Annotated in this window: 28 protein-coding genes and 4 pseudogenes; 11 read left to right on the top strand and 21 right to left on the bottom strand. The window is 57.0% G+C overall.

The features are described from left to right. Positions 1 to 2: 2 nt before the first annotated feature. Entirely contained in the window at positions 3 to 1526 is a 1524-nt protein-coding gene (locus ASB58_RS16895) for a phosphorylase family protein (protein WP_088276350.1), read from the top strand. 214 nt (positions 1527 to 1740) lie between these two features. Here ASB58_RS16895 and ASB58_RS16900 read toward each other — a convergent pair whose 3' ends face one another. The 6 genes from ASB58_RS16900 to ASB58_RS16935 all read right to left on the bottom strand — a co-directional run bounded on the left by ASB58_RS16900 (position 1741) and on the right by ASB58_RS16935 (position 5708). Continuing rightward, entirely contained in the window at positions 1741 to 2493 is a 753-nt protein-coding gene (locus tag ASB58_RS16900) for an RNA 2'-phosphotransferase (protein ID WP_328587511.1), read from the bottom strand. Beyond that, positions 2486 to 2950 (bottom strand): excisionase family DNA-binding protein, encoded by a 465-nt coding sequence (locus tag ASB58_RS16905; RefSeq protein WP_088276347.1) that lies wholly within the window; start codon positions 2948 to 2950, stop codon positions 2486 to 2488. The genes ASB58_RS16900 and ASB58_RS16905 overlap by 8 nt, the downstream gene beginning before the upstream one ends. A 521-nt stretch (positions 2951 to 3471) precedes the next feature. Then, on the bottom strand, positions 3472 to 3684 hold the full coding sequence (locus tag ASB58_RS16915; protein WP_088276346.1) for a type II toxin-antitoxin system Phd/YefM family antitoxin: 213 nt from the start codon (positions 3682 to 3684) through the stop codon (positions 3472 to 3474). A gap of 78 nt (positions 3685 to 3762) precedes the next feature. Next, entirely contained in the window at positions 3763 to 4251 is a 489-nt protein-coding gene (locus tag ASB58_RS16920) for an HAD domain-containing protein (RefSeq protein ID WP_088276345.1), read from the bottom strand. A gap of 486 nt (positions 4252 to 4737) precedes the next feature. Then, entirely contained in the window at positions 4738 to 5136 is a 399-nt protein-coding gene (locus ASB58_RS16930; protein ID WP_235827325.1) for a DUF6957 family protein, read from the bottom strand. Positions 5137 to 5243: 107 nt separating this feature from the next. Further along, positions 5244 to 5708 (bottom strand): hypothetical protein, encoded by a 465-nt coding sequence (locus ASB58_RS16935; RefSeq protein ID WP_088276343.1) that lies wholly within the window; start codon positions 5706 to 5708, stop codon positions 5244 to 5246. A 109-nt stretch (positions 5709 to 5817) separates the two neighbouring features. Here ASB58_RS16935 and ASB58_RS16940 point away from each other — a divergent pair, with 109 nt between their 5' ends. The 4 genes from ASB58_RS16940 (at position 5818) to ASB58_RS16955 (ending at position 9015) form a co-directional block, all read left to right on the top strand. Next, positions 5818 to 6072: a helix-turn-helix domain-containing protein gene (locus tag ASB58_RS16940; protein WP_088276342.1), complete on the top strand. Its 255-nt coding sequence runs from the start codon at positions 5818 to 5820 to the stop codon at positions 6070 to 6072. A gap of 102 nt (positions 6073 to 6174) precedes the next feature. Beyond that, the gene (locus tag ASB58_RS16945; protein ID WP_118131720.1) at positions 6175 to 6618 is read left to right on the top strand and encodes a metallophosphoesterase; all 444 of its coding nucleotides are present in this window, start codon (positions 6175 to 6177) and stop codon (positions 6616 to 6618) included. A gap of 39 nt (positions 6619 to 6657) precedes the next feature. Further along, positions 6658 to 7863: an ISL3 family transposase gene (locus ASB58_RS16950; RefSeq protein ID WP_118131721.1), complete on the top strand. Its 1206-nt coding sequence runs from the start codon at positions 6658 to 6660 to the stop codon at positions 7861 to 7863. Positions 7864 to 7927: 64 nt separating this feature from the next. Beyond that, positions 7928 to 9015, top strand: a protein-coding gene (locus tag ASB58_RS16955; protein ID WP_088276339.1) for an IS3 family transposase whose coding sequence is annotated in 2 segments (ribosomal slippage) — positions 7928 to 8180 and positions 8180 to 9015 — 1089 coding nt in all. Because the reading frame shifts where the segments join, the coding sequence is not laid out codon by codon here. A gap of 199 nt (positions 9016 to 9214) precedes the next feature. Here ASB58_RS16955 and ASB58_RS16960 read toward each other — a convergent pair. The 5 genes from ASB58_RS16960 to ASB58_RS16980 form a co-directional block, all read right to left on the bottom strand. Next, positions 9215 to 10174 carry a YeiH family protein gene (locus tag ASB58_RS16960; protein WP_235005785.1) on the bottom strand — a complete coding sequence of 320 codons (960 nt, stop codon included), beginning with the start codon at positions 10172 to 10174 and terminating at the stop codon, positions 9215 to 9217. 143 nt (positions 10175 to 10317) lie between these two features. Next, positions 10318 to 10731 carry a GFA family protein gene (locus tag ASB58_RS16965; RefSeq protein ID WP_088276338.1) on the bottom strand — a complete coding sequence of 138 codons (414 nt, stop codon included), beginning with the start codon at positions 10729 to 10731 and terminating at the stop codon, positions 10318 to 10320. 7 nt (positions 10732 to 10738) lie between these two features. After that, positions 10739 to 12145 carry an MFS transporter gene (locus ASB58_RS16970; protein WP_088276337.1) on the bottom strand — a complete coding sequence of 469 codons (1407 nt, stop codon included), beginning with the start codon at positions 12143 to 12145 and terminating at the stop codon, positions 10739 to 10741. Between the two features lie 87 nt (positions 12146 to 12232). Then, on the bottom strand, positions 12233 to 13210 hold the full coding sequence (locus tag ASB58_RS20315) for a flavin reductase family protein (RefSeq protein WP_235005784.1): 978 nt from the start codon (positions 13208 to 13210) through the stop codon (positions 12233 to 12235). A 66-nt stretch (positions 13211 to 13276) separates the two neighbouring features. Further along, on the bottom strand, positions 13277 to 14347 hold the full coding sequence (locus ASB58_RS16980) for an LLM class flavin-dependent oxidoreductase (protein ID WP_088276448.1): 1071 nt from the start codon (positions 14345 to 14347) through the stop codon (positions 13277 to 13279). Between the two features lie 83 nt (positions 14348 to 14430). On the opposite strand from ASB58_RS16980, the gene ASB58_RS16985 reads away from it, so the two are divergent. Continuing rightward, positions 14431 to 15348: a LysR family transcriptional regulator gene (locus tag ASB58_RS16985; protein WP_088276336.1), complete on the top strand. Its 918-nt coding sequence runs from the start codon at positions 14431 to 14433 to the stop codon at positions 15346 to 15348. A 359-nt stretch (positions 15349 to 15707) separates the two neighbouring features. Continuing rightward, a pseudogene (locus ASB58_RS16990) lies at positions 15708 to 16643 on the top strand (IS256 family transposase); the annotation flags it as partial. Positions 16644 to 16669: 26 nt separating this feature from the next. Here the strand turns inward: ASB58_RS16990 and ASB58_RS16995 are convergent. Continuing rightward, positions 16670 to 16861: pseudogene (locus ASB58_RS16995) on the bottom strand (IS3 family transposase); the annotation flags it as partial. Between ASB58_RS16995 and ASB58_RS17000 the strand changes: the two are divergent. Continuing rightward, positions 16852 to 17388: pseudogene (locus tag ASB58_RS17000) on the top strand (DDE-type integrase/transposase/recombinase); the annotation flags it as partial. The pseudogenes ASB58_RS16995 and ASB58_RS17000 overlap by 10 nt on opposite strands. Positions 17389 to 17793: 405 nt before the next feature. Here ASB58_RS17000 and ASB58_RS17005 read toward each other — a convergent pair. Next, positions 17794 to 18096 (bottom strand): putative quinol monooxygenase, encoded by a 303-nt coding sequence (locus ASB58_RS17005; protein ID WP_007182542.1) that lies wholly within the window; start codon positions 18094 to 18096, stop codon positions 17794 to 17796. Between the two features lie 114 nt (positions 18097 to 18210). On the opposite strand from ASB58_RS17005, the pseudogene ASB58_RS20465 reads away from it, so the two are divergent. Further along, a pseudogene (locus ASB58_RS20465) lies at positions 18211 to 18744 on the top strand (DJ-1/PfpI family protein); the annotation flags it as partial. A 123-nt stretch (positions 18745 to 18867) separates the two neighbouring features. Next, a complete protein-coding gene (locus ASB58_RS20470) occupies positions 18868 to 19173 on the top strand; it encodes a helix-turn-helix domain-containing protein (protein WP_407920687.1) in 306 nt (101 codons plus the stop codon). 121 nt (positions 19174 to 19294) lie between these two features. Here the strand turns inward: ASB58_RS20470 and arsJ are convergent, their stop codons facing one another. The 8 genes from arsJ to ASB58_RS17050 all read right to left on the bottom strand — a co-directional run bounded on the left by arsJ (position 19295) and on the right by ASB58_RS17050 (position 24501). Further along, a complete protein-coding gene (gene arsJ / locus ASB58_RS17015) occupies positions 19295 to 20512 on the bottom strand; it encodes an organoarsenical effux MFS transporter ArsJ (protein WP_036991819.1) in 1218 nt (405 codons plus the stop codon). A gap of 117 nt (positions 20513 to 20629) precedes the next feature. Continuing rightward, the gene (locus ASB58_RS17020) at positions 20630 to 21634 is read right to left on the bottom strand and encodes an ArsJ-associated glyceraldehyde-3-phosphate dehydrogenase (protein WP_088276333.1); all 1005 of its coding nucleotides are present in this window, start codon (positions 21632 to 21634) and stop codon (positions 20630 to 20632) included. A gap of 24 nt (positions 21635 to 21658) precedes the next feature. Next, positions 21659 to 21988 (bottom strand): YnfA family protein, encoded by a 330-nt coding sequence (locus tag ASB58_RS17025; protein WP_088276332.1) that lies wholly within the window; start codon positions 21986 to 21988, stop codon positions 21659 to 21661. A gap of 1 nt (position 21989) precedes the next feature. Continuing rightward, complete coding sequence (locus ASB58_RS17030; protein ID WP_088276331.1) at positions 21990 to 22484, bottom strand: phosphatase domain-containing putative toxin; 495 nt, start codon at positions 22482 to 22484, stop codon at positions 21990 to 21992. Positions 22485 to 22502: 18 nt separating this feature from the next. Then, positions 22503 to 23213 (bottom strand): arsenical resistance protein ArsH, encoded by a 711-nt coding sequence (gene arsH, locus ASB58_RS17035; RefSeq protein ID WP_088276330.1) that lies wholly within the window; start codon positions 23211 to 23213, stop codon positions 22503 to 22505. Between the two features lie 14 nt (positions 23214 to 23227). Further along, the gene (locus ASB58_RS17040) at positions 23228 to 23698 is read right to left on the bottom strand and encodes an arsenate reductase ArsC (RefSeq protein WP_036991824.1); all 471 of its coding nucleotides are present in this window, start codon (positions 23696 to 23698) and stop codon (positions 23228 to 23230) included. 25 nt (positions 23699 to 23723) lie between these two features. Then, positions 23724 to 24080: a metalloregulator ArsR/SmtB family transcription factor gene (locus ASB58_RS17045; protein ID WP_088276329.1), complete on the bottom strand. Its 357-nt coding sequence runs from the start codon at positions 24078 to 24080 to the stop codon at positions 23724 to 23726. 7 nt (positions 24081 to 24087) lie between these two features. After that, entirely contained in the window at positions 24088 to 24501 is a 414-nt protein-coding gene (locus ASB58_RS17050) for an arsenate reductase ArsC (protein WP_088276328.1), read from the bottom strand. 116 nt (positions 24502 to 24617) lie between these two features. On the opposite strand from ASB58_RS17050, the gene ASB58_RS17055 reads away from it, so the two are divergent. Then, positions 24618 to 25691, top strand: a complete 1074-nt coding sequence (locus ASB58_RS17055; RefSeq protein ID WP_088276327.1) for an ArsO family NAD(P)H-dependent flavin-containing monooxygenase — start codon at positions 24618 to 24620, stop codon at positions 25689 to 25691. Positions 25692 to 25698 lie beyond the last annotated feature (7 nt).

Below are 25698 nucleotides of genomic sequence, written 5' to 3' on the forward strand. Positions count from 1 at the left end.
CGATGGCAAAGCTTGAAAATGAATTCATTCTGATTGCGGGCAGCATCTCCAAGAAGACAGAGAAGGCCTCGATCGATCTCGCGCACGACTTCACTCGTGCGTTAACCAAGAGCGTCTTGGCGGCTCAGGGCGGACTCGTTGTCTACCTAGCAGGTCAGCCAGTCAATGAAAGCGGCGATGCATTGACCTTCGACTGGACGGTGGCCTACGAGGCTGAGAAGCTGTTGGCTGAGTACGCCCCAGCTCATCAGTTAAAGATCGTCACCTCGCAGCTGGCCATGCGGGAAAAAATGACCCTTGAACAACGGACATTGATCCGCCGTCTTGCCGCCGAGAACTATGCACAAATCGTCTACATCGAAGACGACCTGGTCACTGGCGGGAACATTGGTGATGAGCAAGTTGAGGTGGCCACGGCAATGATTGCCCTAGGCGGTGGCAAGGGCGTATCCGACCGAGCTCGCAAACTTCGCAAGCGTCAGCTTCCGGTTCTGCCGTTTGACCTGCAGCTTGGGGGCTTCAGCGAAGATGGCGAGGGGGCGCTAGGCCTTCGCGCCAATTTCTTCAAGGATCCTTCCGCGATGTTCTTCTTCACCGGCGAGCAGGTTAAGGGACGCCTGGACAGCATGTCCCTACAGGAGCCTCTGTACAGCCCAGACAAGCTGGCAGACCTTTCAGTTGGACTTTTCCAGGCAGAAATCGAGGCCAAGGAGCAGGCACGCTCTCCAGATCTCCTAGTCATCACGGCTATCCCCATTGAGCTCGCCGCCGCGAAGAAAGTATTCGGTATTGGCGAGGATGTACCTGCACGCTACTCCAAGAATGGCATTCATTTCTGGCCCGTAACCATCCAGCGAGCGGACGGCCCTCTATCATGTGTCGTTGCCTCTCTTGGCAACGCTGGCAACGTCAACGCAAGCACCGTCACTACCCTTCTGTTGTCAGAGCTGAACCCCCAGAAGGTGCTGATGATGGGGATCGCGGGCGGACGTCGTAAAAAGCTCAGCCTCGGCGAAGTCATTCTGTCCGAACGCGTCGTGTACTACGAAGGTGGGGCAGCACACGCCGGGGGCCAGATTGCGCTTCGGCCAGAGATGCAACGTCCAAGACTTTCCACCCAGCAAGATCTCAATGCTTATTTTGCAACCGCATCGTTACCTGACCGCCTGCAAGAGCGCGCCGAGAAGCTGGGCTTCGCGATCCCGGTAGAGTCCCAGGCTGGGGAAGTTGCAGCGAAGCTCATGGTGTCGCCGGCAACAGTCGCCTCAGGCGAATTGCTCATTCGTGATCCAGAAGTTTTCGAAAGCTTCCAAAGTATTCATGAAAAAGCACTGGTAGCTGAGATGGAGGCCTATGGAGTATTCGATGCATGCGAAAAGCAGAACGTGCCCGTCTTGGTCGTCCGAGGAATCAGCGATTACGGAGACACGACTAAGGACAATACCTTCCACAGGGTAGCGTCCGAGGCTGCAGCCATTGTGACCCTTGATTACGCCACACACGGGTGGAGCCGAATATCTACTTGATAACTGGCTCTTGTGTAAGCAGCCAACATTCATTGGATCGCTAGGGATTTTTGAAGGCGCAAGATGACCGCTTTTGGCCGGATCCTGCCAGTTGCGACAGGCGCCTACCGGCCATAAGCGGTCATCTGGTGTCTACAAAACCAACGGCGATTCAGATATCGCGCGAGGTCCTACGCCCCAGTTGGACGGCGATGCAATTTCTTGCCCGGTTTGATTAGCTCTGAACGAGCAGAGCAAGGAACTTTGCCTGCACAGACTCTGTGAGCCAAACACCATTATCAGACAGAAAGAAGCTCGCTCCCTCCCTGTGCATTCTTCCGGACAGTACCTCTAAGACCACAGGTTTTCCGTGACGTTGGCCCACTCTTACGGCGGTTTCGGAATCTCGCGATAAGTGGACATGGTTTCTGTTTCCTGACTTCAGCCCCTCAGCCAGTATTGATTCCAGAAAGCGGGTGGCCGTGCCGTGATACAAAACCTCCGGCGGCACGGCGGCGACCAGACCTAGCTCTACTTTGACCGAATGCCCCTGATTGGCTCTGATTTTTGTGCCATCTTCACTGATCTTGAATCGTTGCTTCTCGCTGGTGCGAGTGAGTTCTTCGATAAGTGACCGGGTGAGCGGAATTTTGCCTGACGAGGTGCGCTCGACTATTTGATCAATCTCCGCCCAGCCGTCTGGATCTAGCACGAGGCCGACCTCCTCCGGTTTGTGACGGAGCAGTAGGCTGAGAAACTTGCTTGCGGAAACCTTGTTTACCATCACTTCACCTTCCGAGCCGTTCAACGCCAAGCTCTGCTGAAAACATAAGCTGAGGCGAAGCCGGAGTTCATGGTTTGTGCTGATACGGTATGCCCTTGACAGTTGATCACTGTCAGGGGCATACGACCTCGAACCAAATTTTGAAATAGATACCGCTACCCGCCAGCAACCTGAAGAAACACGCGTAGCGGCGAATTTATTCATACCCGATCTTAAGCGCCTGGGCCTGCTCGGCCAGCGCATCGAGCGCCTCGCGCCCCTCCGCGTCACGGCGCTCCTTATAGGCAATCACGTCCTTGTACCGGACGCGACGGTGCGTGCCGGCCGTGTGGAACGGGATATCACCGCGCTCCAGCAACTGCGCTAGGAACGGTCGCGAGATGCTGAGCAAGCCAGCTGCCTCCTGAGTCGTCAGATCTGCATGGATTGGGGTGACACAGACCGCACAGCCCTTGCCGGTTTCGGACAGGATATTGATGAGCAACCGCAGCGCCGAGACCGGGACAAGAACCGGATGGGAGGCACCGTTATCATCAAAGATATCAATCCGCTGACTTTCCGAGCGTGTCTGCAAAAAGGCGGACAGCATCCGGCTGCTCTCACGTGCGATGGCAACTTCTTCGGTCGTCGGAAAGGAGTGGACGCGGGAGAGTGTGATCATGAAAGCCTCACTGCAAAGGGCATAATCAAAACAGCCAAAATATCCGAAAGACAAGACTCTCGCCCAGCAAGTAGCCACGGAGATGCTCCACCTTCTCGCCTCGCTGTGCTCAAGCTCCCAGAGGAAACGGCTCCACCATAGACTTCCTCCTATGCCCTATCGTTGAAAAAATCATCCCGAGCAACGCGTCCAAAACCACTCAGGTCTTGATCCGCATCGCTGAACATGAAATTCACCATCATGGGTCGAACCGTAACCCCAACTGGCGCAAAGGGTGCCGAACTGTAATCCATACCCTTCAACTCGCGTGCTATCGCCGCAGACGTCGCACAGAACGTCATTAGCTGATTCATCCTGCTCCATAGCTGTGCCCCTCATTGCCCCCTCCCACTTGAGACGTGTGCAACTCCGCTTATCCAGCGCACGAGACTTTAGTGTGTTGCACGATGCGGCACGCGCGACCCCGAATACGGCATACGCCGCGGTAGGACCTGCAGCGGATTCTCTTGCCTAACGACCATTCACATCCCCATCGAATCAAAATCGTCCGGAACCTCAATCTGACCGCGCAAGAACCCAATACGTTTGGAGCCGCTCCCATTTTCCGGACCTAGCGGCACTACTTTGACCTTTGGCGTGCCTTCGACCGCGATCACAAACGACTTGCCTTCAGCCGCCTGCGCAATCAACTGCGGTAGCTCAGCCATCACCTGTTGAATGTCTATAACTCGCATGACTGAACGCTCCTGTCTCAACTTGCTAGATCCAATCAACCCGGAAACGCCACCGTCCAGGCGCAGAGCCAGCGGGACTCAATACCTCAGGTTCAAGCGCTCGCGGAGCTGCTCTCTTGCATCAGCACAGGACAGCCCCAAGTTGGAGTCGGTATGAATCAGGCGGCTTCGTTTCTCCTCAGGCCACCCAACGTCATCGTCATCGACCGCCAGCCACTCGACCGGCCCTCTCAACCTGCCGAGATAACTTTGAATCTGCTCATACCGTGTTTGCAGATCCCAGAGGGTACGGTGGTCAGAGCCCGCCTTCCTCATTGCCGAATGCCAAGTAGCCCCCACAACCAACCGCGACACGGGTTCAGGTAACGCCTTACGAGCACGCTGGTATCCCAAGTGTCTGGCCCAACTGGTGGACAGTACGATCTGTACATCAGCCTCCTCGACGACCGCCTGCAGGTAATGAGCCCACATAAACAGCTGCCCCTCTGCACGCAGCTCAGCTCGTCCTCGGCGCAGATACACCGCGTCAGGGTGCAGAACACCGTCAAAATCCAGAAACAGCAGCATGCCTAAACCTCACAACGGATCCCGGCACAAGGTCCGGATGCTAATGCAACCGAGCAGGCGTGAACTGCAGCACCGCTGGGTCAAGAGAAAAGAACGCATCGAGAGAGCGCCTGCCACCAGCCGCGTCAAACGTCACCACGACGTAAAGGCTGCCGCTCTTGGTTCGAAGCACCCAGAAATCATTTAGCTTCTCCGCTCTCAAGATGTCTGAGGTTATGATTCGGTGCCCATTGGCAAAACGCCCGAACCTGTCTGCTTTTTCATGAGCGAACACCCTTCCAAAAGCAGATCGAGCAGCGATACGGGCCCCAAGAAGGTAGCCTGTAACCGGGCGCCCAAACCAAAGCCCTGTTGCCTGATAGAGCCGCTTTCGGGAGTAGCTGGATATTTTCAAAAGACCACCCTCAAGCACCGCGCTGCGCAGGTCTAACCACCGTTCCACCAGCTAAGCCCTGCTTTCTGCTGAGCGACATGGCTGGCCTTGATTCAGTGATTCAGAGCAAGTGTTTTGGGATGTGCCTGCTTACACAATCCATCTCCCAGCAACACGTAGTGGGTATTCTTCGTACGAAAAACGAAGCCATCCGTGAACTCATGCAGCAGCGTGGTCCGTACAAAGTCACCTACATCCCAGCGACGCGAGGAGTCATACACAATCGAGTGGGCATACAGAACAACCGGATGTAGCTGCATAGCCGCCAGATCATCTCGCCGCCCTTCCGACACCTCCAGCTCCACCCAAATCCAATTACGAACCAGACAGAAGGGAGCACCGTTGAAGGTCGCACGGCTATATTCCAGCGCCTCATCGTTTGTCATCATGCTCCCAGCCATAGGCTCACCTGGGCCGTGTAACAGTGTCTCGATTGCTTTTGTTAGATCCATAGCAGCATCTCCACATCAAACTCATTGTGCACAGCGCTGACGAACCTAGAAAGAAGGCAAGCCAGCACCGCTTACTCTGAGCCCAGCCGACTCAAGAGCTGTCAGCACTACTTCACGACTGGGCTTATTTTTATGACTGGGCTTTTTCTTCTTCGCAGTTCGCTACGCAGCAGACGCTTCATCTCCAAAACGCCATCGCTTCCCAGCTCCCGATGTGGCAAATCAGCCTCGGCAACAAGCCTGTCACACCAGGCTCCAAATCCCTCGTATCCCGGATCTGTGCAGCGTTCACGGTGATCTTTCAACGCGCTGAGCAAATGGTTCAGATACAGCGCCTCGTCCAAATCCGGGTCTTCAAGCACATCCGTCACTTGGTCCAACAACTCACTCGCCGAGTACAGTCGCTTCACAGTCTTGTCACGGGGATCAATAGGGTTCAGCTCGAATACCTCGGCGATTACCGATATCGCGCACGCCTCCCTGGCACTGCGTTCCGGCTGAATAAGCCTCACCTGCCACTCGACGATCTCTTCAACCAGCTCTCTGAAACCCACCTCTTCATGCTCAGGCATTGACGCCTCCTATTCGTTATATTTTAATCTGAATATCTGAATACCAGTTATTCATAAAACTGAAAGATAGATATAGAGTGACCGCCTGTCAAGGATCCAGGTGCAACTCATGGGTAGCTCGATTTACAGGAACGAAAATCTGGTACTGCTGCGCCTGCTCAGGCAATACCGGACGGAGTCAGGAATGACTCAGGGTGAATTCGCTAGGGCTCTAAACCGCCCACAATCCTTCGTGAGCGATATGGAGCGTGGCTCGCGCCGACTTGACCTGATCCAACTGAGGGATATTTGCGACGTACTGAACATCAGCCTGCTGGACTTTGTCAGCCGCTTCGAAGCAGAGCTGGCAGCCCTTGAGCAGTAGGCCGTTGCGCACCAAAGCAGCACGAAGGCTCGATTGAGCAACGCGCATCGGACCACCATCAATCTACGTTGATGCCTAACCTTTGCGGGGGAGCTTGGCGCGATGACAAGTACATCAGGACAATGCGCCCTCGCCTGCGTGTGTATCTCAGACACGCACGGGCTCCATCAGTCTCTTCCGCCACTGCCAGACGGTGATGTTCTTATTCACGCCGGCGACTGCCTCGGCTCCGGCAGCGTGAAATCCCTTGAAGCCTTTGCTGAATGGTTTGAAGCACAACCCCATCGCCACAAGATCTTGGTTGCTGGCAATCACGACGACGCGATCGAAAAGTACCCTGACCTGATCCCAAAGCTGCTCCCAAGCACCTACTACCTTCAGGACAGAGGGATAGAAATCGACGGGGTAAAATTCTGGGGATCACCGTGGACACCGCGCTTTCACGGCGGCGCATTCATGCTCGATCGCGGGGTAATCCCCCCTGAAATCAGGTTCTTCACGGAATCCCGGGAAAGACAGAAACAAGAACGCCGGTTTGAGGGATGATGTTAGTGCGAACAAACACATCCACAAACCGGCGTTCTTGTGCACGATATTAATACGTTTCTGCCCTTTTGGGAGGGCTTTTCTGTCACTGCGATCCGGCCTGACGGCGATGACCTGCTGATCGATCTGATTCCGCAGTCCACCCGATTGCCCATCTGCAGCGGCTGCCATCAGCCCAGCACCACCATCCACGAATACTGCCAGCGCTCAATCCGTGACCTGCCCATCCTTGGCCGCTCAGTGCGGTTGAATGTGGAGCTGCGGCGCGTCGGGTGCAGCACATGCGGCAAGAGAATGGAGTCAGTCAGCTGGCTTGACCGCTATTCGCGAATGACCAGGCGCTTGGCCGATGCTGTGATCCAGGCCTGTCAAAGACTGCCCACTCTGCACGTCGCCGAGCTGTTTGGTTTGCATTGGGACAGTGTGCGCTTGCTGGAGCGACGGGCGCTACAAGACGCACTGGAGAAGCTACCGAAGGCGCAGCCCAGACGCTTGGTGATGGATGAGTTCGCTCTGTTCAAAGGGCATCGCTACGCCAGCGTGGTGCTGGATGCCGATACCCGCCGGGTGCTGTGGATTGGCGAAGGGCGTAGCCGAGCTGCTGTCAGACCCTTTTTTGAAGCGCTGGGGGCGGAGGGTTGCGCACAGATCGAAGCAGTGGCAATGGACATGAACACCGCATTTGACCTGGAGGTACGCCAACACTGCCCTCAAGCACGCGTTGTTTATGATCTGTTTCATGTGATCGCAAAGTATGGGCGAGAGGTTATTGATCGGGTACGGGTTGATGAGGCCAATCGCCTGCGCCATGACAAACCCGCACGCAGGGTGATCAAACAAGCACGGTGGCTGCTGCTGCGTAATCCAGAAAATCTCAAGCGAGAAGATCAGCGGGTACATCTGCAGGATCTGCTGGCGGCGAACCAATCGCTGATGACGGTTTATCTGATGAAGGCAGAGCTCAAAGCACTGTGGTCGCCCGCCACCGCCTGGGGCTGGCGATCAGCATGGAAGCAGTGGCTACGCCTAGCTGATGAAAGTGCTATACCGGCGCTGAAGCAGTTCGCTAAACGCCTGAAAGGATACTGGCGCGGCATCCTGAGTAGGGTGCGCTGGCCGATGCACACGGGTCAGCTGGAAGGTATCAACAACCGGATCAAGGTGATCAAGCGGATGGCTTACGGCTACCGGGACAGCGAATTCTTTTTCATGAAGATCAAGAATAACTTTCCCGGTAATCCGTGAAGAACCTGAAATCAGCCCTCGTCAGAAGTAGAATTTTCTCCTAATCGGATCAAGGAAATTTTGCGTGAAGACATCGCGTTTTTCGGACAGTCAAATCATCGCCATCCTCAAGCAGGCTGAAGTCGGCAGCCCCGTGCCTGAACTGTGCCGCGAGCATGGCATCAGTTCGGCGACCTTCTACAAATGGCGCGCCAAGTTCGGTGGCATGGACGTCTCGTTAATGGCTCGACTGCGCGAGCTGGAGGAGGAGAATCGTCGTCTGAAGAAGATGTATGCCGAGGAGCGCCTGAAGGCCGAGATCATCCAGGAGGCGATGGCAAAAAAGTGGTGAAGCCATCTCGGCGACGAGAGATGGCGCAACACGCGGCTGCCTCAGGCAAGGTCAGCATCAAACTGGCGTGTGTGTCGTTTGGCATCAGCACGACCTGCTATCGCTACCAGCCACGGTTGTCGGAAGAAAATGCCGAGATCGCCGATCACCTAATCCGACTCACACATAACCAACGCAACTGGGGTTTCGGCCTGTGCTTCCTGTATCTGCGTAACGTGAAAGGTTATCGCTGGAATCACAAACGGGTGTATCGGATATATCGGGAGCTTGAGTTGAACCTGCGGATCAAGCCGCGCAAGCGCATCGTGCGAGAGAAGCCCGAGCCACTGCCTGTGCCGGAGGCAATCAATCACTGCTGGTCGATGGACTTCATGCACGATCAGTTGGCCGACGGTCGCAGCTTCCGCCTGTTCAACCTGATCGACGACTTCAACCGCGAGGCCCTGACCATGAATATCGACCTGTCATTGCCGGCAGAGCGGGTGGTGCGCGCACTGGATCAAGTGATCGAGTGGTGTGGCAAGCCGCAAGTTATCCGCAGCGACAATGGCCCGGAATACATCAGCAGCAAGCTCGTGCTATGGGCGGAAAAGCACGGCATTCGACTGGAGCGTATCCAGCCCGGTAATCCACAGCAGAACGCCTACGTCGAGCGCTACAACCGCACGGTGCGTTATGACTGGCTGGGGCATTACTTGTTCGAGTCCATCGCCGAGGTGCAGGAGCATGCAACGCGCTGGGTATGGATATACAATCACGAACGGCCAAACATGGCCCTGGGTGGCATCACCCCCAAACAGAAGTTGGCTCTCGTGGCCTGACCTCTACTTCTGGTGAGCACTAAAAATGGGGGGATTACCGAGCAACTGCTGCCCCATCAGTGGATTCCGAGCTGATCGACGCAAGGTGTATTCCCCGTACGCTTACGATGCAGTCACCACATACAAGGTACGCAATAGCTTTGTACAAAAAAACAATCTCATCGCGGACGAGAGAACAAAGAGCCCCGATCAGCGTTTATTAAGCAAGGCTCATGAGTCCAAGTACGAGCAGCGCAAGAAAAATGGTTTCGATAGCAAGCATGAGAACTGGGCGCCAACCAACCATAGAAAGAGTTTTCAGCGAGGTCTTCACGCCCAACGCAGCTATGGCCACTACCAGGAAACTACGTGATAAGTCCCCCAAGGTACCGGTTAACAGCTCAGGCAACACTCCAGTGCTGTTGGCCGCAACCAGAAGCAAAAAAACCACAAGAAACCCTGGTAACAAGGGCATACGACGCTGCTTGTTATCGAACTCGCCGACCAAATGATGGCGTCGAAACAGCCACGCGATAACGATAACAGCCGGCACCAGCAACGCTACGCGCAGCAACTTCACCACCGTCGCGATATCACCGGAAGCAGGCGAAATCATATACCCCGCACCAACTACTTGCGCCACATCGTGGATAGTTCCACCTAAAAATACACCCGTTTGCTCTGGGTCAAATCCAAGCAGCTTGCACAAAATGGGATAGCTGATCATCGCAACGGTCGACAAGCTCGTAACGCCAACAACGGTTAATAGCGTATCGCGCTCACTATGTTCGTGTTTAGGGAGCACCGCAGAGATTGCAAGTGCTGCCGATGCTCCGCAAATAGCAACCGCGCCCCCCGTCAAAACCCCAAGGTCCGAGCGCTGCCCAAGCAGCTTCGCGCAACACCATCCAACACAAATAGTCGCCGTGACCGCGACGACCGCCGCAAGCACTGTTTGCAGCCCTAAAGAGCCGATCTGCTCTACAGTGATCCGCACGCCGAGCAAGGCCACGCCTATACGCAGAAGCGTGCGAGACGCAAACTCGATACCTGGTAGGCAGCGGCCATCATCTAAAAGAAAGTGAAAAGTCATCCCGAATAGCAGTGCATACAATAGAGTGGGGCCGCCGTAGTGGTCAGCAATAAACGCTGACGCCATAGCAATGGCAACGCTGATCATCAGCCCAGGCATTATCTGAGTGATACGTACAAGCAACCGCTCACGTATCGTAGTATCGGGTAGACAGCCCCCGCTTTTGTTCATATTAGCCATATCCAAACCAGTCTCGGTAGAGGCACCATTGGGGACGCAACGTCATGCGTTCAGTCGCAGGCCTCAAATTCAAAACAGGGCAAACTCCGATCAATTTCAACCCATGTCATGGCTGAACCGCACCAAAGATGCATGGACGGCTGGACGGAGCAGGTGTCCATTAAGCTTCCAGCTTTGAGCAGTACTACACCCGGCATGAAAGCAATCTCTGAATACAGTGCGGAGCCACAGTTAGAACAAAAATGGCGTTTTGCTGGCAGGCCGCTGCTGCCAGTTTTGGAATAGTGGCTCAGCCCCTTTCCCGCCACAGCAAAGCCCTCCGAGGGCACCAGCACATTCACCGAGAAGGCACCGCCAGACTGCCTCTGGCAATCTCGGCAATGACAAATGGCGGTGCTCATTGATGTGCTTTCGCTTGCGTAAGTAATAGCGCCGCAGAGGCAACTTCCTTTGGTGCTCGTCATAAACTCCTCAGTCGGCAGCGAGAGTAGCGCGGGTGTTGTGAGCTGAAATGGGCGACCAGGTATTTGCCTGCTGAACGGTGCGCTGATAACCGCTAAAGCCGCTGCGGTATAACAGGGCAGCCAAAGAGCAGGCGCCCAAGGTCACGATCAGTATGGAGTAGCGGATAGCCAGCGGGTCGCCAAACAAATAGTCCGTAATGACCCCGACCATCACTGGGCCGATCCCAGCGCCGAGAAGGTTTAGCACCCCAGTGAACAAAGCAATTGCTTGGCCACGCATTGGGGCAGGAGTGATTTCCACCATCATCGCTGGGCCGACACCGAACAGACACGTCCAGATACCGGCGGTTAGCGCTAAAAAGGGCAGCGCGGCAGTGGACGATGGCGCAAGTAAGACAAAGGAGGCAAGTAGCGGCAACGCCAGGCTGGCTATGAAGGCTACGCGCAGATTGCCATCTGGCTTACCGCGTTGACGCAAGAACCCACCGTACCAGCTAGCCCCCAACACCCCCAGGGGCGCACAAATGCACATCATCAGCCCCATTACCGTCCCAGCTTCGGCATAGGTCCAGCCAAACTGACGAACCAAATAGCTAGGTACCCACGCACTACTGCCATACACAGCGGCGTAGTAACAGCCGCTAGCAAGCACAACAGAGCCTATTGTGCGCCGATTCAACTTTAAGTAAGCCGCAACCTCTGTCAGCGGCACCCCCTTGCCGGAATTCTGAAACGGAGCAGACACTTTTTTGCGGCGCTCTCGCGGCTCAGGTACACCCATCATCAGCAAGAGAAGTAACAGCCCGGGCAGTCCTATCGACATCAGAGTCGCTTGCCAGGGTGCCAAAGTTCCCAAATAAGGTAGAGTCAGGGGGTGTGCGGTAAAAAAGCCCAACACCAAACCCGTGGCAAATAAACCAATGCCAGCACCGACAGGCCCACCGGCGCCAAACACCCCTAGGGCCCGGTCGCGCTTACTAGGGGCGAATAGGTCACTGATCAGAGACACTGCTCCAGGTAGTAGCACAGCCTCTCCAGCTGCAACGCCGATTCGTGACACCATCAGGTGCCAAAAGTCTGTTGCCAACCCGCCCGCTGCAGTGGCCATGCACCAGAGCCCAATACCTATCGCCATAATCAGACGGCGATTTCCGCGGTCAATCAAACGCGCAATCGGTAACCCCACCAAGGAGTAAAAGGCAGCAAAAGTGAATCCATGCAACATGCCCATCCATGCGTCGTTGACGCCTAGTGCTTGCTGGATAGGGCCAACCAGCAAAGTAAGAATTTGCCGATCCATGATTGAAAAAACGTATGCAAGCAACAGTACCATCAGAGCGTAGTTGGCCCGTCTTGAGCTAGTTAACATCTGCTCTTCAAGGGCTGTGGACTGGAGAACTGTCGAGTTAGGCATCGACCTCGCACCTCAAAATTTTGTTTTTGTAGGCTGCACGCCGCGGTGCATGGCGCGCAGTACTGCTCTATAACTGATGTGGCTTAACTAACCTTGCTGCTTCCAGATGTTGTTTTCCTGCCAAATATTCTCTTTGCGCCAGTGTGCAGGTAGATCTGCTCCGGTACTGTGAATAACACGGCCAAGCAGAAGCTTGAGTTGCTGAGATTCGTCATAGCTGAGTGGCTCTAGAGCGCTCATCTCGGCGGCTTTCGCGAAGGACAACCACTGAATTGCAAGATGGCGACCTTCGGCAGTGAACTGCACGCGCTCGTTGTCGACAGCCAGCAGTCCTTTATCAACCCACAAGCTCAGGTGCTCGTCACTAAGTGTCTTACCAACAAACTTGAACAATGCGTTCAGCTCTGCAGGGCTTCTACCCTCACTAAAACTGAGTATTGCGAGTAGCTCAAAATCACTTTCGCGCATGCCCATGTCTATCAACTGCCGGCGAATTGGCAATTGCAATTGGTAGTACGCTCTCCCCAATAGGAAGCCAAGCCAGTTGTCACCGTAAATAGCGTCAGAAGGCCCAGAAGGAGACGGTTGCAAGCTGCGGTAACCGCCACCATGAAACACCAGAGGCGCGCTGTCATATCGGTCGAAGGCCATAACCTCACCAACTAAAATGATGTGATCGCCGCCTTCGTACTGATAGCTTGTCTTACATTGAAAACGCGCCGAACATCCCGCGAGCAGAGGAACGTCGCCGAATCCTCGTTCAAGCGCCAGAGACTCGAACTTATCTGCTCCACTCTTGGCAAACCGATTAGAGAGCGACTCTTGATCGGTTGCCAGTATATGTACCGCAAAATGATCGCTTCCCATAAATGCTGGCGCAGAGGAAGACTCCTTGTTAATACTCCAAAGCACCATGGGTGGATCCATCGATACTGAGTTGAAGCTGTTGGCCGTGAGGCCGTAGTCGTTGCCGTCAGGGCCGCAAGTGGTAACAATCGTGACGCCAGTAGTGAAGGAGCCAAGCGCTTGACGGAACTGTTTCGTATCGAGACTCGATATGCTCACAAAAACCCTCCTCGCTGCCAGTCACCTGACAGCGGCTTTCAGTTGCCCAAAGTCGTCAATTGACAATCAATTAGTGCGCAGCAGTGGCATGACGAGGCGGCCAAACCGCTCTGCCTCTTCATGGTGCGGATAACCAGACAGGCAGAAGCCACTGCAACCGGCCTCCACGAACTCCATCAACTGATCGGCTACTTGCTGAGGATTACCGACCACAGCTACGCCAGCGCCTGGTCGAACCTCAGTGATGCCGGTCCACAGGTGAGGTGTCATCTTTCGGCCTACAGTCTTTGAAAGTTCCGCAACTCGCTGGCTAGCGACTGAACTGCTCTCACCCGCCAATTTGACCGTGGCAGCCAAATCCGAGTTTTCCGCGCCAGCTATTAACGAATCAGCGGCCGCCCACGCTTCCTCTTCGGACTCACGGCAAATGATCTGCAAACGCATTGCAAACTCGATTTCATCAGCACGCCCATACTTGGCTGCACGTTCGCGCATTTCGTCGATCTGCTCCTTGATCCGTGCAGGGTAATCCCCCCAAAAAAGATGGACCTTGGAGTGCTTAGCGGAAATTTCGGCGGCTTGCTCTGAACCACCGCCGAGATAGAAATCCGGATGCGGCTTCTGCACCGTTTTGGGGATTATCTTAGGCCCATGGGTATGGAAATACCGGCCTTGGTGTTCTACGCCCTCCTCTGTCCAGAGGCGCTTCATCAGCTCAACCTCCTCAAGCAACTGGTCGTAGCGATCTTCCTTAGCCACCAGTTGCCCTTCGGCGTAAGAATCTTTCTCGCTGACCCCCGCAATCAAATTGATGCAAATGCGCCCATTGGTCAGTTGATCGAAGGTGCTGATCATCTTGGCTTGCGTGACGGGATGAACATGACCTGGCTTCAAAGCCACCAGCATTTTTATTTTTTTGCTACGGGCCGCCAAGTAGCTGGCTGTGACCCAAGCATCCCAGCAAACGGCACTTACCGGTATCAGCATGTACTCAAACCCAGCCTGCTCAGCAGCCAGGGTCACCTTCTCAAAGTGATCAAGTGATTGCGGGATACTCTGGCTTGGGTCGCCAAATGCAGTGGTGTCACCTATGGTCGGGCAGAACCAACCCATTTGCAGAGGTTTCTTGTTTTTCATCATCGTAGCTCTCGCATTGCTGTAGTGGAGCTACTACATCAAATGCCACATAATGATGGAAATGAATTCATAGAAAACCAGATATGAATAATATTAATACTAGAAATTTGGATCTAAATTTGCTGGTGGTATTCGTCACTCTGTGGGAAACCCAAAACGTGACTAGGGCAAGCGAGCGCTTGGCATTAAGCCAGTCAGCAGTGAGCCACGCATTGCGTCGGCTAAGAGACAGACTTTCGGACGAGCTGTTTGTTAACGGTCGAGGAGGTCTTCTACCTACACCTCGCGCGATTGAGCTGATCGGTCCTGTACGTGAGGCTCTGGCACAGCTGGATGGCGCGCTCAAAGGAGCGGCCCCATTTGCGCCCCAGTACGAGCAGAGAAAGTTTCGTATCGCCGCCGGAGACATCATTGAATTTTTGATCCTACCCCGCCTAGTTGCGCAGATTGCGCACGAGGCACCGAATGTCATCGTTGAGGTACTACCGTACCCACAGCGAAACGACATCTCGTCACTGCTGGAAAATGGCGAAATTGACTTGATAATAGGCGCACCAGGACCAACATCCGCATCCCTTCGTCAAACACCTATAATATCCGTGCCCTTGTTGACTCTGATCTGGCAGAAGGAAGGTCTAACTCAGGAGCGTCTCCCTTTGAACCTTTATCTTGAGCGCCCCCACGTCATGATTGAAATGCACCAACGAGGAGAAAATGTCATTGATGATGCTTTGCGTGCCCAGGGGTTGGCACGGCGTAGCGGCGTGCTAGTGCAAAACTTCATGGCCATGCCCGTGATCGCAGAACAAACCGGATACATCTGCAATCTCCCCGCACAGATCGCGCATGTATTCGCTCAAACTTTCAATCTGAGCTGCCACACGCCGCCGCTCGACTTTCCCGCTCCAGAGCTCCATGCATATTGGCACAACAGGTTTGATACAGATCAAGGACTAGCGTGGCTCTTACAGAAAATACGACAAAGTGCAAGTGGGCCTTGACCAACGTTTTTCACACCCTGATCGAACCCGCAGAACCATCGCTAAGGGTGTGAAGCTTGGGAGAGGCTTGCGATCAGATTTTTACAGAATCCGTTCAGTGAGTGGCCCCTACTGTCGTAGCCACCTCCTGACCTCGTAATACGGCCCACTAGGAGGTGCTATGAGCAATCCGCGTTATCCCGAAGAGTGCAAAATCGAAGCAATCAGGCAGGTGACCAAACGAGGTCTGGGTCACGGACATCACCTACATCCCCACCTATGAAGGCTGGTTGTATTTGGCGGTGGTGCTCGATCGGGGGTGTACGAATTTTTGTGTAACCGGCTAATGAGCGACACTGTCGCTCCGAACCGGAGACACGATGAGCAAGAAACTACATCCCATCACCGACGAGCTGCTGGATCAGCTCTTGGCCAACTATCAAAAACCTGAAGACCTGATTGGTGCCGAAGGCATCCTCAAGCAGCTGACCAAAAAGCTGGTTGAGCGTGCGCTGGATGCCGAGTTGACTCACCATCTGGGGCACGACAAGCATCAGCCGGTCGGTAACTCGTCTGGCAATACCCGCAACGGCTTTAGCCGCAAGAAGCTCAAGGGCCAGTTCGGCGAGCTGCCCATTGAGATACCGCGTGATCGGCATGGCACCTTCGAACCGCAGATCGTCGAGAAGCACCAGACCCGCTGGGTGGGGTTCGACGACAAGATTCTTTCGCTGTACGCACGGGGCATGACCGTGCGCGAGATTCAGGCACACCTACAGGAGATGTATGGCGCCGAGGTATCGCCCAGTCTGATCTCCTCGGTGACCGATGCCGTAACCGATGAGGTGAAGGCCTGGCAGTCACGGCCGCTCGACGCGGTCTATCCCATCGTCTACCTCGACTGCATCCACACCAAGGTGCGTGAGGGTGCCGTGCGGGTGAAGGCGGTTTACCTGGCGCTGGGCATCAACCTGGCCGGGGAGAAGGAAATCCTCGGGCTATGGATCGCCCAGAGCGAGGGTGCCAAGTTCTGGTTGCAGGTGGTGACCGAGTTGCGCAACCGTGGCGTGCAGGACATCTTCATCGCCTGCGTGGATGGCCTGAAGGGCTTCCCCGAGTCCATCGAGGCTGTCTTCCCGCACACCAGCGTGCAACTGTGCATCGTGCATATGGTCAGGCACAGCCTGAACTACGTCTCTTGGAAACGGCGCGCCGAGGTAGCGGCTGACCTGAAGCGGATTTACCAGTCCAGCACGGCGGACGAGGCTGAGCTGCGCCTTGGCGAGTTCGAAACCAAATGGGATGACGACTACCTGGGGTTCTACCCCGTTTCCACGGACGGTTATAAAACGGCTGTGAGCTTCCGATCCTGAGCAGCAACTCTACGTCGCATCCTGGGGTTATGGAACCGCTCGATGTATTCAAACAGATCAGCTCTTGCCTCGTCCCGCGTTCGGTAACGCCGATGGTGTACTCGCTCGCGTTTCAGCATGCCGAAGAACCCCTCACAGGCTGCGTTGTCTCCGCAATGGCCAGGTCATTACGTTGAAGCCGGACCTTCGTTGGTGCTCAGATGGCCTTGAGATCCGCTGCTGGAACAAGGAGGTTGTCCGCGTAGCCTTCAGCCTGGACTGCTGTGATTGTGAGCTGATGCGCTATGTGGCGACTACTGGTGGCATCACCGGTGAGATGGTTCAAGGCCTGCTGCTGGAAAGCTTAGAATACCGGCTCGGCCAGTCAGAGCGAGTGCCTCATCCGCTGGAATGGCTGACGGACAATGGCAGTTGCTACACTGCCAAAGAAACGCGAGCCTTCGCGTCCTCTCTGGGCTTTGTCGTGTGTACCACACCGGTGAGAAGCCCTCAGAGCAACGGCATGGCTGAGGGCTTCGTGAAGACGTTTAAGCGCGACTATGTGTACTTGAACGATCTCCCTGATGCCGCCACGGTGATGGCCAGCTTGCCGGAATGGGTCGAAGACTATAACCGCAGTCACCCGCACAAGGGGCTGAAAATGAAATCGCCCTGGGAGTACAGGGCGGAACTGGCATCAAACGAATGAGGTGGTGTCCAGTTTAGCGGGGGCAACTACACCCGCAGGAACCCTCACCAGCCCGCACAGCCTGATGCCAGGCCGTTGATTTTCAACAAATCGCTCGATCGATCCGCGCTTGCGGACTGCAGACTTCCAATGGGCCGGAAATCTGGCTCGCCCAGACGGTTCTCGGTACCGACACGTTGCAAACAGTCGGTACTTCTCGATAACTACCCGACGAATCGGAACATCTCAGCTCGCCCTGATGTTGCCCCTGCTTGCTGACGCAGCTTGGAAGTTCTGGCTGCAATAATGCCCCCCCAATCGCTGTGGAAGGTAGTTCCCAGGGCAAGTGCAATCGAGGGGGATCGCTGCGTAGGGCCGTGTGACCCCCATCCTGCAGCGTGACCTGATTGGGTCAAGGCCGGGTTGTCATGCAGGCAGTTTGGCTGCAAGCAGTTCGACCTTCTCGATATTGGGCGGAGAACTGAGCAAGGTCGCGGCGTTGGCCATCAAGGCCGCAGCGATCTGGCCGTTCAGATGTGCTTGGCGACCTGCCTCATCGGCAAAGGCATCGAACACACCGAACGTCGACGGGCCAAACTTCAATGCGAACCAGGCCGTGGTGCCGGACTCGGCGTTGGCGAGCGGCAGTGCGCTGGCCAGGAAGTCGGCAAGCGCAGCCTCCTGGCCGGGTTTGGCTTCGAGGCGAACAAACAGGGCGAGCTTGGTCATACTGTAATCCTTTGGGTAAATGGGTTAGGTGAATGGATCAACGAGCCCGCAGTCTAAGTCGTCATGCCAGCCATCTCTATAGACAATAATGACAACATTGATATCATTGTTGCCATGAAACTCCATATCCTTGTTTGTGATGGCGTGTTTGATCTGGGGCTTGCGGCGCTCACTGACACAGTGGACTTGGCCAATGCGATGGCGGGCTCGCTGCCACAGGCTCCCGCGCACATAGAGCTCACGCTGGTGGGCGTGCGGCGTCGCATCCGAACTGCGCAAGGCTTGACGGTCCCCGTGGTCACAGCGCGTGGTGTGCCGGCACCAGACGTCGTGCTCGTGCCCGCGTTTGGCGACAAGATGCCTGACACGCTCTCGGCTCGCCTCGCACGCCCCGATGTGCCCGATGCGGTCGCCATGCTACAGCAGTGGTCCACCGCTGGCGCGCACCTAGGTGCCGCCTGCTCCGGTAGCTTCTTGCTTGCAGAAAGCGGCCTGCTTGATGGGCATCGTGCGACGACGTCATGGTGGTTGGGGCCGATGTTTCGGCAGCGCTATCCGAACGTCACGCTGGACGAATCACGCATGATCGTGAACTCGACACGCTTCACTACCGCGGGTGCCGCTTTGGCCCACGTCGACCTGGCCTTGCGCATCATCCGGGAGCGCAGTCCGGCGCTGGCGGCCCTGGTGGCACGCTATCTGCTGGTCGAGACACGCAGTTCGCAAGCCGAGTTCGTTATTCCCGACCACCTTGCGCATGCCGACCCGGTGGTGGAGCGCTTCGAGTGCTGGGCCAGAAGTCAGCTCGCGAAGGGGTTCTCGCTGGCCGAGGCGGCCAGCGCCGCGGGCACAAGCGAGCGCACCTTGGCGCGGCGGCTGCAAAGCGTTTTGGGCAAGACACCGTTGTCGTATTTCCAGGACCTGCGCGTGGAGCATGCCGTCCATCTCTTGCGCACCGGAAACGCGAGCGTCGACCAAGTCGCCGCACAGGTCGGGTACTCGGATGGGGTGAGCCTGCGGGCCCTGTTGCGCCGCAAGCTGGGCCGGGGTGTCAGGGAGTTGCGACGCGGTGGATGACCAGAGGCGTTTGGTGTATATACGGCTGGAGACGGCCAATAGCGGTCATCGAGCGCCTACAAGACCAGTGGCGATTCATATCAAATGAGGTCGCTGTGCTGGCCAAATGGAATAAGGCAGATCAGTTACTGGTATGCCGAGGCAGCCCAATGGAGATCAACGCCGCCAACAAGACAAAAGTCGAGGACACCCACAGGCAAGCTTCCAAGCCATAGGCCTGATACACCCAGCCCGACAGCAGCGTGCCGATCAGCCGGCCGAGGGCGTTGGACATGTAATAGAAGCCGACATCCAGCGACACGCCGTCTTCCTTGGCGTAACTGACAATCAGGTAGCTGTGCAGCGAGGAGTTCACCGCAAACAGCGCGCCAAACACCATCAACCCGCCGAGCAAGACCCACTGCGCCGGCAAATCACTGTTCAGACCCAGGGCAATTGCGGCGGGCAACCCAGCCAGCACGGCCGCCCAAGCGAATGCCGCACGACCATCCGGCAACTGGCCGCTGGCCTTGCCGGTGATGGCCGGGGCGAAGGACTGCACAATGCCGTAGCCGATCACCCAGGCAGCGAGAAAGCCGCCGACCATCCAGAAATCCCAGCCAAACACGCTGGACAGATACACCGGCAGCGCGACGACAAACCACACATCGCGGGCGCCGAATAAGAACAAGCGGGCGGCAGAGAGAATATTGATTGCCCGGCTTTTGGACAGAATGTCGCGAAACTTTGGCTTGGCCTTGGCCTTGCCCAGATCCTTTTTCAGCAGCACCAGGCTGGCCAGCCAGATCAGCGCCAACACCGCCGCCATGGCCAGCACCGCCCCAGCGAAACCGAGCAGCGCCAGCAACGCGCCACCCATAAAGAAACCCACGCCCTTGAGCGCATTCTTCGAGCCGGTAAGGATCGCCACCCACTTGTATAGCGTGCCCTGCTGGCTGTCAGGCACCAGCAATTTGATCGAGCTTTTCGCACTCATCTTGTTCAGGTCTTTGGCGATACCGGACAGCGCCTGAGCTCCCATCACCCAGGGAATCGTCAGCCAGGCCGCCGGCACGGTGAGCATCAGCAAGGCCGCCACCTGCAGACCCAGGCCGATATTCATGGTGCGATTAAGCCCCAGCCGCGCGCCCAGATAACCGCCGACCAGATTGGTTATGACGCCGAAAATCTCATAGAACAGAAACAGCGCGGCAATCTGCAGCGGCGTGTAACCGAGGCTATGAAAATGCAGCACCACCAACATGCGCAACGCGCCGTCGGTGAGGGTAAAGGCCCAGTAGTTGCCGGTTACCAATAGGTATTGGCGCACTTCGGGGGCTAGGCGGGATAAGGCGTGCATAACGATCCTGCTCGGAAGCTTGGCTGGAGGGTGTGCAACTAGGTGAGAGGGGCTTTAGCCGCGACAAATTGGAGGCAAGTCGCGGCTAAAGCCCCTCCCACATACGCAGGGCGATTCTCAGTCGGCGGCGCCGACCATCCGCGCCAGCTCAACCGCGCGATTCGCGTAGCCCCACTCGTTGTCGTACCAGGCGTAGAGCTTCACCTGGGTGCCGTTGACCACCATGGTCGACAGCGCGTCGATAATCGAAGAGCGCGGATCGGTGCGGTAGTCGATGGATACCAGCGGACGTTCCTCGTAACCGAGGATGCCCTTGAGCGGGCCAGCGGCAGCAGCTTTCAGCAGTTGATTGACCTCCTCCACCGTGGTCGCACGCTCGACTTCGAATACGCAATCGGTCAGCGAGGCGTTGGCCAGGGGCACGCGCACGGCGTGGCCGTTGAGCTTGCCGCGCAGCTCGGGGAAGATCTCGGCAATTGCCGTGGCGGAACCGGTGCTGGTGGGGATCAGACTCATGCCGCTGGCGCGGGCGCGGCGCAGGTCCTTGTGCGGGGTGTCGAGAATGCTCTGGGTGTTGGTCAGGTCGTGGATGGTGGTGATCGAGCCGTGGCGGATACCGAGGTTCTCGTGAATCACCTTGACCACTGGGGCCAGACAGTTGGTGGTGCAGGACGCCGCCGTAACAATGCGGTGCTGCGCCGGGTCGAATAGCTGCTGGTTAACGCCCATCACGATATTCAGCGCGCCCTGCTCTTTTACCGGTGCGCAGACCACCACGCGTTTCACGCCTTGATCCAGGTACGCCTGCAGCACCGCAACGGTTTTCATCTTGCCGCTGGCCTCAATCACCAGATCGCAGCCGCTCCAGTCAGTATCGGCAATGGTCTTGTTGGCCTTGACCTGAATGCGTTTGCCGTCGATCAGGATGCACTCGCCCTCACTGCTCGCCTCGCTATTCCAGCGGCCATGCACCGAATCGAAATTGATCAGATGGGCGTGGGTTGCGGCGTCACCGGCCGGGTCGTTGATCTGCACAAACTCAAATTCAGGCCAGCCCCAGGCGGCGCGCAGCGCCAGACGACCGATACGACCAAAACCGTTGATACCTACCTTGATAGCCATAAACGAATTCCTTCTACAAAGTGATTAGGCGCTACGCGGCGCAAACATGATGATCGCCATACCGAGCAGGGCCACGCCGGCGCCCAGCAGGTCCCAATGGGTCGGGCGAATCCCGTCCACCAGCCACAGCCAGATAATTGCCATCGCCACATACACCCCGCCGTAAGCGGCATACACCCGGCCGGCGGCGGTCGGGTGCAAGGTCAGTAGCCAGGCGAACAGCGCCAGCGCGGCGGCGGCAGGCACCAGCAACCAGATGCTCTTGCCCTGAAGCCACAGGTACGGCAGGTAGCAGCCGATGATCTCGGCCAGCGCCGTCAGGGCAAACAGGCCCAGGGTATTGAGCATGCTCATCTCAGTTGCCGAACTGGGCGATCCAGCCCGCATGGGCCGGATGCTGAATGGCTTTCGGCCGCAGCGCCTGCACCAGGCTAATGGCTTCGCTGCGGGCGATATCCAGCTCGATCAGGATGCGCGCAGCAATCAGCCCGGTACGCCCGGAACCGCCTTTGCAGTGGATGGCGATGGCCTTGTCAGCCGCCAGCAGCTCAGCAATTTGCGCCATGGCCGCCGGCCAGGCTGCGTCGAAATCCGCCTGTGGCACCTGCTCATCGGCCACGGGTAGATGCAGCCAGAGCAACCCTTGCGCGGCGCACAGCGCGGGCAAATCGCTAGCGGCGTTATGCGCCAGTTCGGCGTAGGGCATCAGGGTCAGTACCGCATCGGCGCCAGCCTGTTGCAGAGTGTTCAAAGCGCTGTCGATGCTGCTGTCCTTGGTGCCAGGGCAAGGCGTGAAGATCAACCGGCCGGGACGATTAGGAATGCTGAGAACATCAAAGGGATGGGACATGCTGATTGATCCTGAAAATTAAATGGAAGCCTGATTGACCCGTTTGGACAGCTGCTCGGCGGATTCCTTGCGCTCGGAGTAGCGGTCCACCAGGTAGTCCGTTTGGCCGCGCAGCAACAGGGTGAACTTGACCAGTTCCTCCATCACGTCGACCACGCGGTCGTAATAAGCCGAAGGTTTCATCCGCCCGGCGTCGTCAAATTCGAGAAAGGCTTTGGCCACCGAGGACTGGTTGGGGATGGTGAACATGCGCATCCAACGGCCCAGCACGCGCATCTGATTCAGCGCATTGAAAGACTGCGAGCCGCCGCTGACCTGCATCAGCGCCAGGGTCTTGCCCTGGGTAGGGCGCACGGCGCCCATGCTCAGGGGAATCCAGTCGATCTGCGACTTGAACACCCCGGTCATAGCACCATGGCGCTCCGGTGAGCACCAGACCATGCCTTCGCTCCACAGCACCAGCTCGCGCAGTTCCTGCACCTTGGGGTGATCCTCGGGCGCATCGTCCGGCAACGGCAGGCCACTGGGGTTAAAGATGCGCGTTTCGGCACCGAACTGCTGCAGCAGGCGCGCGGCCTCCTCGGTCAACAGGCGGCTGTAGGAGCGCGCGCGGTTGGAACCGTACAGCAGCAGAATGCGCGGTTTGTGTTGCGGGGCCGGCTTGGCCAGTTGCTCCTGGCTGGGCGGATCGAGCAGTTCAGGGTCGATATTCGGCAGTTCAGGGTACATAGCAATTCCTGGCATCAGAGGCTGGCGATACGGCGCAACTCGGCCCGCAGAGCCTCGCGGTTAAGAGTGGTCGGCAGGGCCGCAAAAAAAGCATTAAGCCGCGCCTGAATAATCGCCACGGTTGCATCGAAAGCCGCGTCGATCTGCGCGGGCGTACCGACCAATTCGGATGGATCAGCCAAACCCCAATGTGCCTTGAGCGCGGGACCGAAGAACACCGGACAGGCATCACCAGCGGCCTTGTCGCACACGGTAATAACCAACTCCGGCGCCAGTTCGGCGTGTACCTCGGTGCCCTTGCTGTTCAGCCCCTCAGTGGAAATACCTGCGCGGCGCAAGGCCTCCAAAGCCTGAGGATGAACCTCGCCCTTGGGCTGGCTGCCGGCGCTGTAAGCGCGCATGCCGGCTGGAGCCAAGTGATTGAATAGCGCCTCGGAAAGGATGCTACGACAGCTATTTGCGGTGCAGAGAAACAAGACTTTCATGGCATTCCTTGATGTGAGGCTTAGGCTAACCGCAGAGGCTTAGCCGCTCGGGTCGATTGCGCATGCTCAGCAGCTTTTCGCTATTAACCGCCAGCCAAGACTGGTTGGCCTGCACAACCACCTTCAGCATCTGCTGCACCCACTCGGGCAGCTGTGGGTGTAGGCGGTAGTACACCCACTGACCGCGACGCTGATCCTCCAACAGGCCGCAACTGCGCAGTTGTGCCAGGTGACGAGAAATCTTCGGCTGGCTGTCTTCCAGCGCAGTGGTCAGCTCGCATACGCACAACTCGCCCTCGGCAGCTATAAGTAGGGTCATGCGTACGCGGGTTTCATCGGCCAGGCATTTAAAGACCCTGGTGGGGCTTATGGGTTCTAGCATCGGGGCCTCAGCGCTTGCTCTTCACCAATACAAACATCTTGATGCGTTCGTGAATCTCGTGAAGCGTGTGTTTATAGGCGTTGGCCTGTTGGCTGATCGCTGGGTCTGCAAAATTCCAGGCAAGGTACTCTCCGGCGCCCGGCAAGGTGCTGCACTCGAAAGCAGCCTTGTCACACAAAGTGATGACGTAGTCGAAGTGCTGACCAGCAAACTCATCTAATGACTTGCTACGCAGACTATCGGTTGCAACCCCCAGCTGATCCAGCGCCATGCGTGCTCGCCGGTCAACCTCATCAGGCAAAGTACCGGCGCTGAACGCCTCGTAGCCATCCGGGTCGGTATGGCGCAGCAAAGCTTCGGCCATTTGCGAACGGGCCGAGTTGGCCACGCAGAGAAATAACACTCGGGTTTTCGATGTCATTGCAGCAGCGCCATTAAAATTCGGTTTGGCGAATATATTAAAAACCATATATCTTGTAAACCGAATATCTTGATGACCCTACTCTCGCCACAAGCGAGCAACCAAGGAGCGATTGCATGACCCTGCAAGAGCCAGTGGATGTTCTGATTATCGGCGGCGGCCAGGCCGCGCTGGCCACAGCCTACTTTCTACGGCGCACCCAGCTGTCGTTTCTGCTGCTGGATGATCAGGCGCAACCCGGCGGCGCTTGGCAGCATGGCTGGGACTCGTTGCGGCTGTTCTCCCCCGCCACCTGGAGTTCGATTGCCGGCTGGCAGATGCCCAACCCTGAGCCTGGCTACCCGCACCGCGATGCCGTAATCGACTACCTTGCGCAGTACGAGGCGCGCTATCAGCTGCCGATTGTGCGACCGGTACATGTCGATTCGGTGACGCATGACGGCGAGTTGTTTGTGGTGCAGGCCGGCAGCCAGCAATGGCGTTGCCGCGCCCTGGTCAGCGCCACCGGCACCTGGAGCAAGCCGTTTATCCCGTCCTATCCCGGCAGCGCAGAGTTCGCCGGCGAGCAGCTGCACTCGGCGCATTACCGCAACCCGCAGGCCTTTACCGGCAAGCGCGTGTTGGTGGTAGGCGGCGGCAACTCCGGGGCGCAGATTCTCGCCGAGGTATCAAAAGTCGCCGAGACCCTGTGGATCACCCCAGAGCCGCCGGCCTTTCTGCCCGATGAAGTCGATGGCCGGGTGCTGTTCGAGCGCGCCACCGAACGCTGGAAGGCCCAACAGGAAGGTCGCGTGATCGACCAGCCGGTGGGCGGCCTGGGCGATATCGTGATGGTCGAGCCGGTGCGGGAAGCCCGCGAGCGCGGCGTACTGGTGGCCGAACGGCCGTTCCAGCGTTTCACGGAAGAAGGTGTTGAGTGGATCGATGGCCGCCGCGAGGCGGTTGATGCGGTGATCTGGTGCACCGGCTTTCGCCCAGCATTGGATCATCTGCAAGGCCTGGACGTGCTGGAAGCCGATGGCAAGGTCAGGGTCGACGACACTCGCGCCAGCAAGCAACCCAAGCTGTGGCTGGTCGGTTATGGCGAGTGGACCGGGGCGGCTTCGGCGACCCTGATCGGCGTCACCCGCACCGCGCGCAGTACGGTCAATGAAATCGCAGAAGCCCTGCAGGGCGATACAGATCAATAGCAGACCA

Source organism: Pseudomonas abyssi, from assembly GCF_003444685.1.
GTDB lineage: Bacteria > Pseudomonadota > Gammaproteobacteria > Pseudomonadales > Pseudomonadaceae > Halopseudomonas > Halopseudomonas abyssi.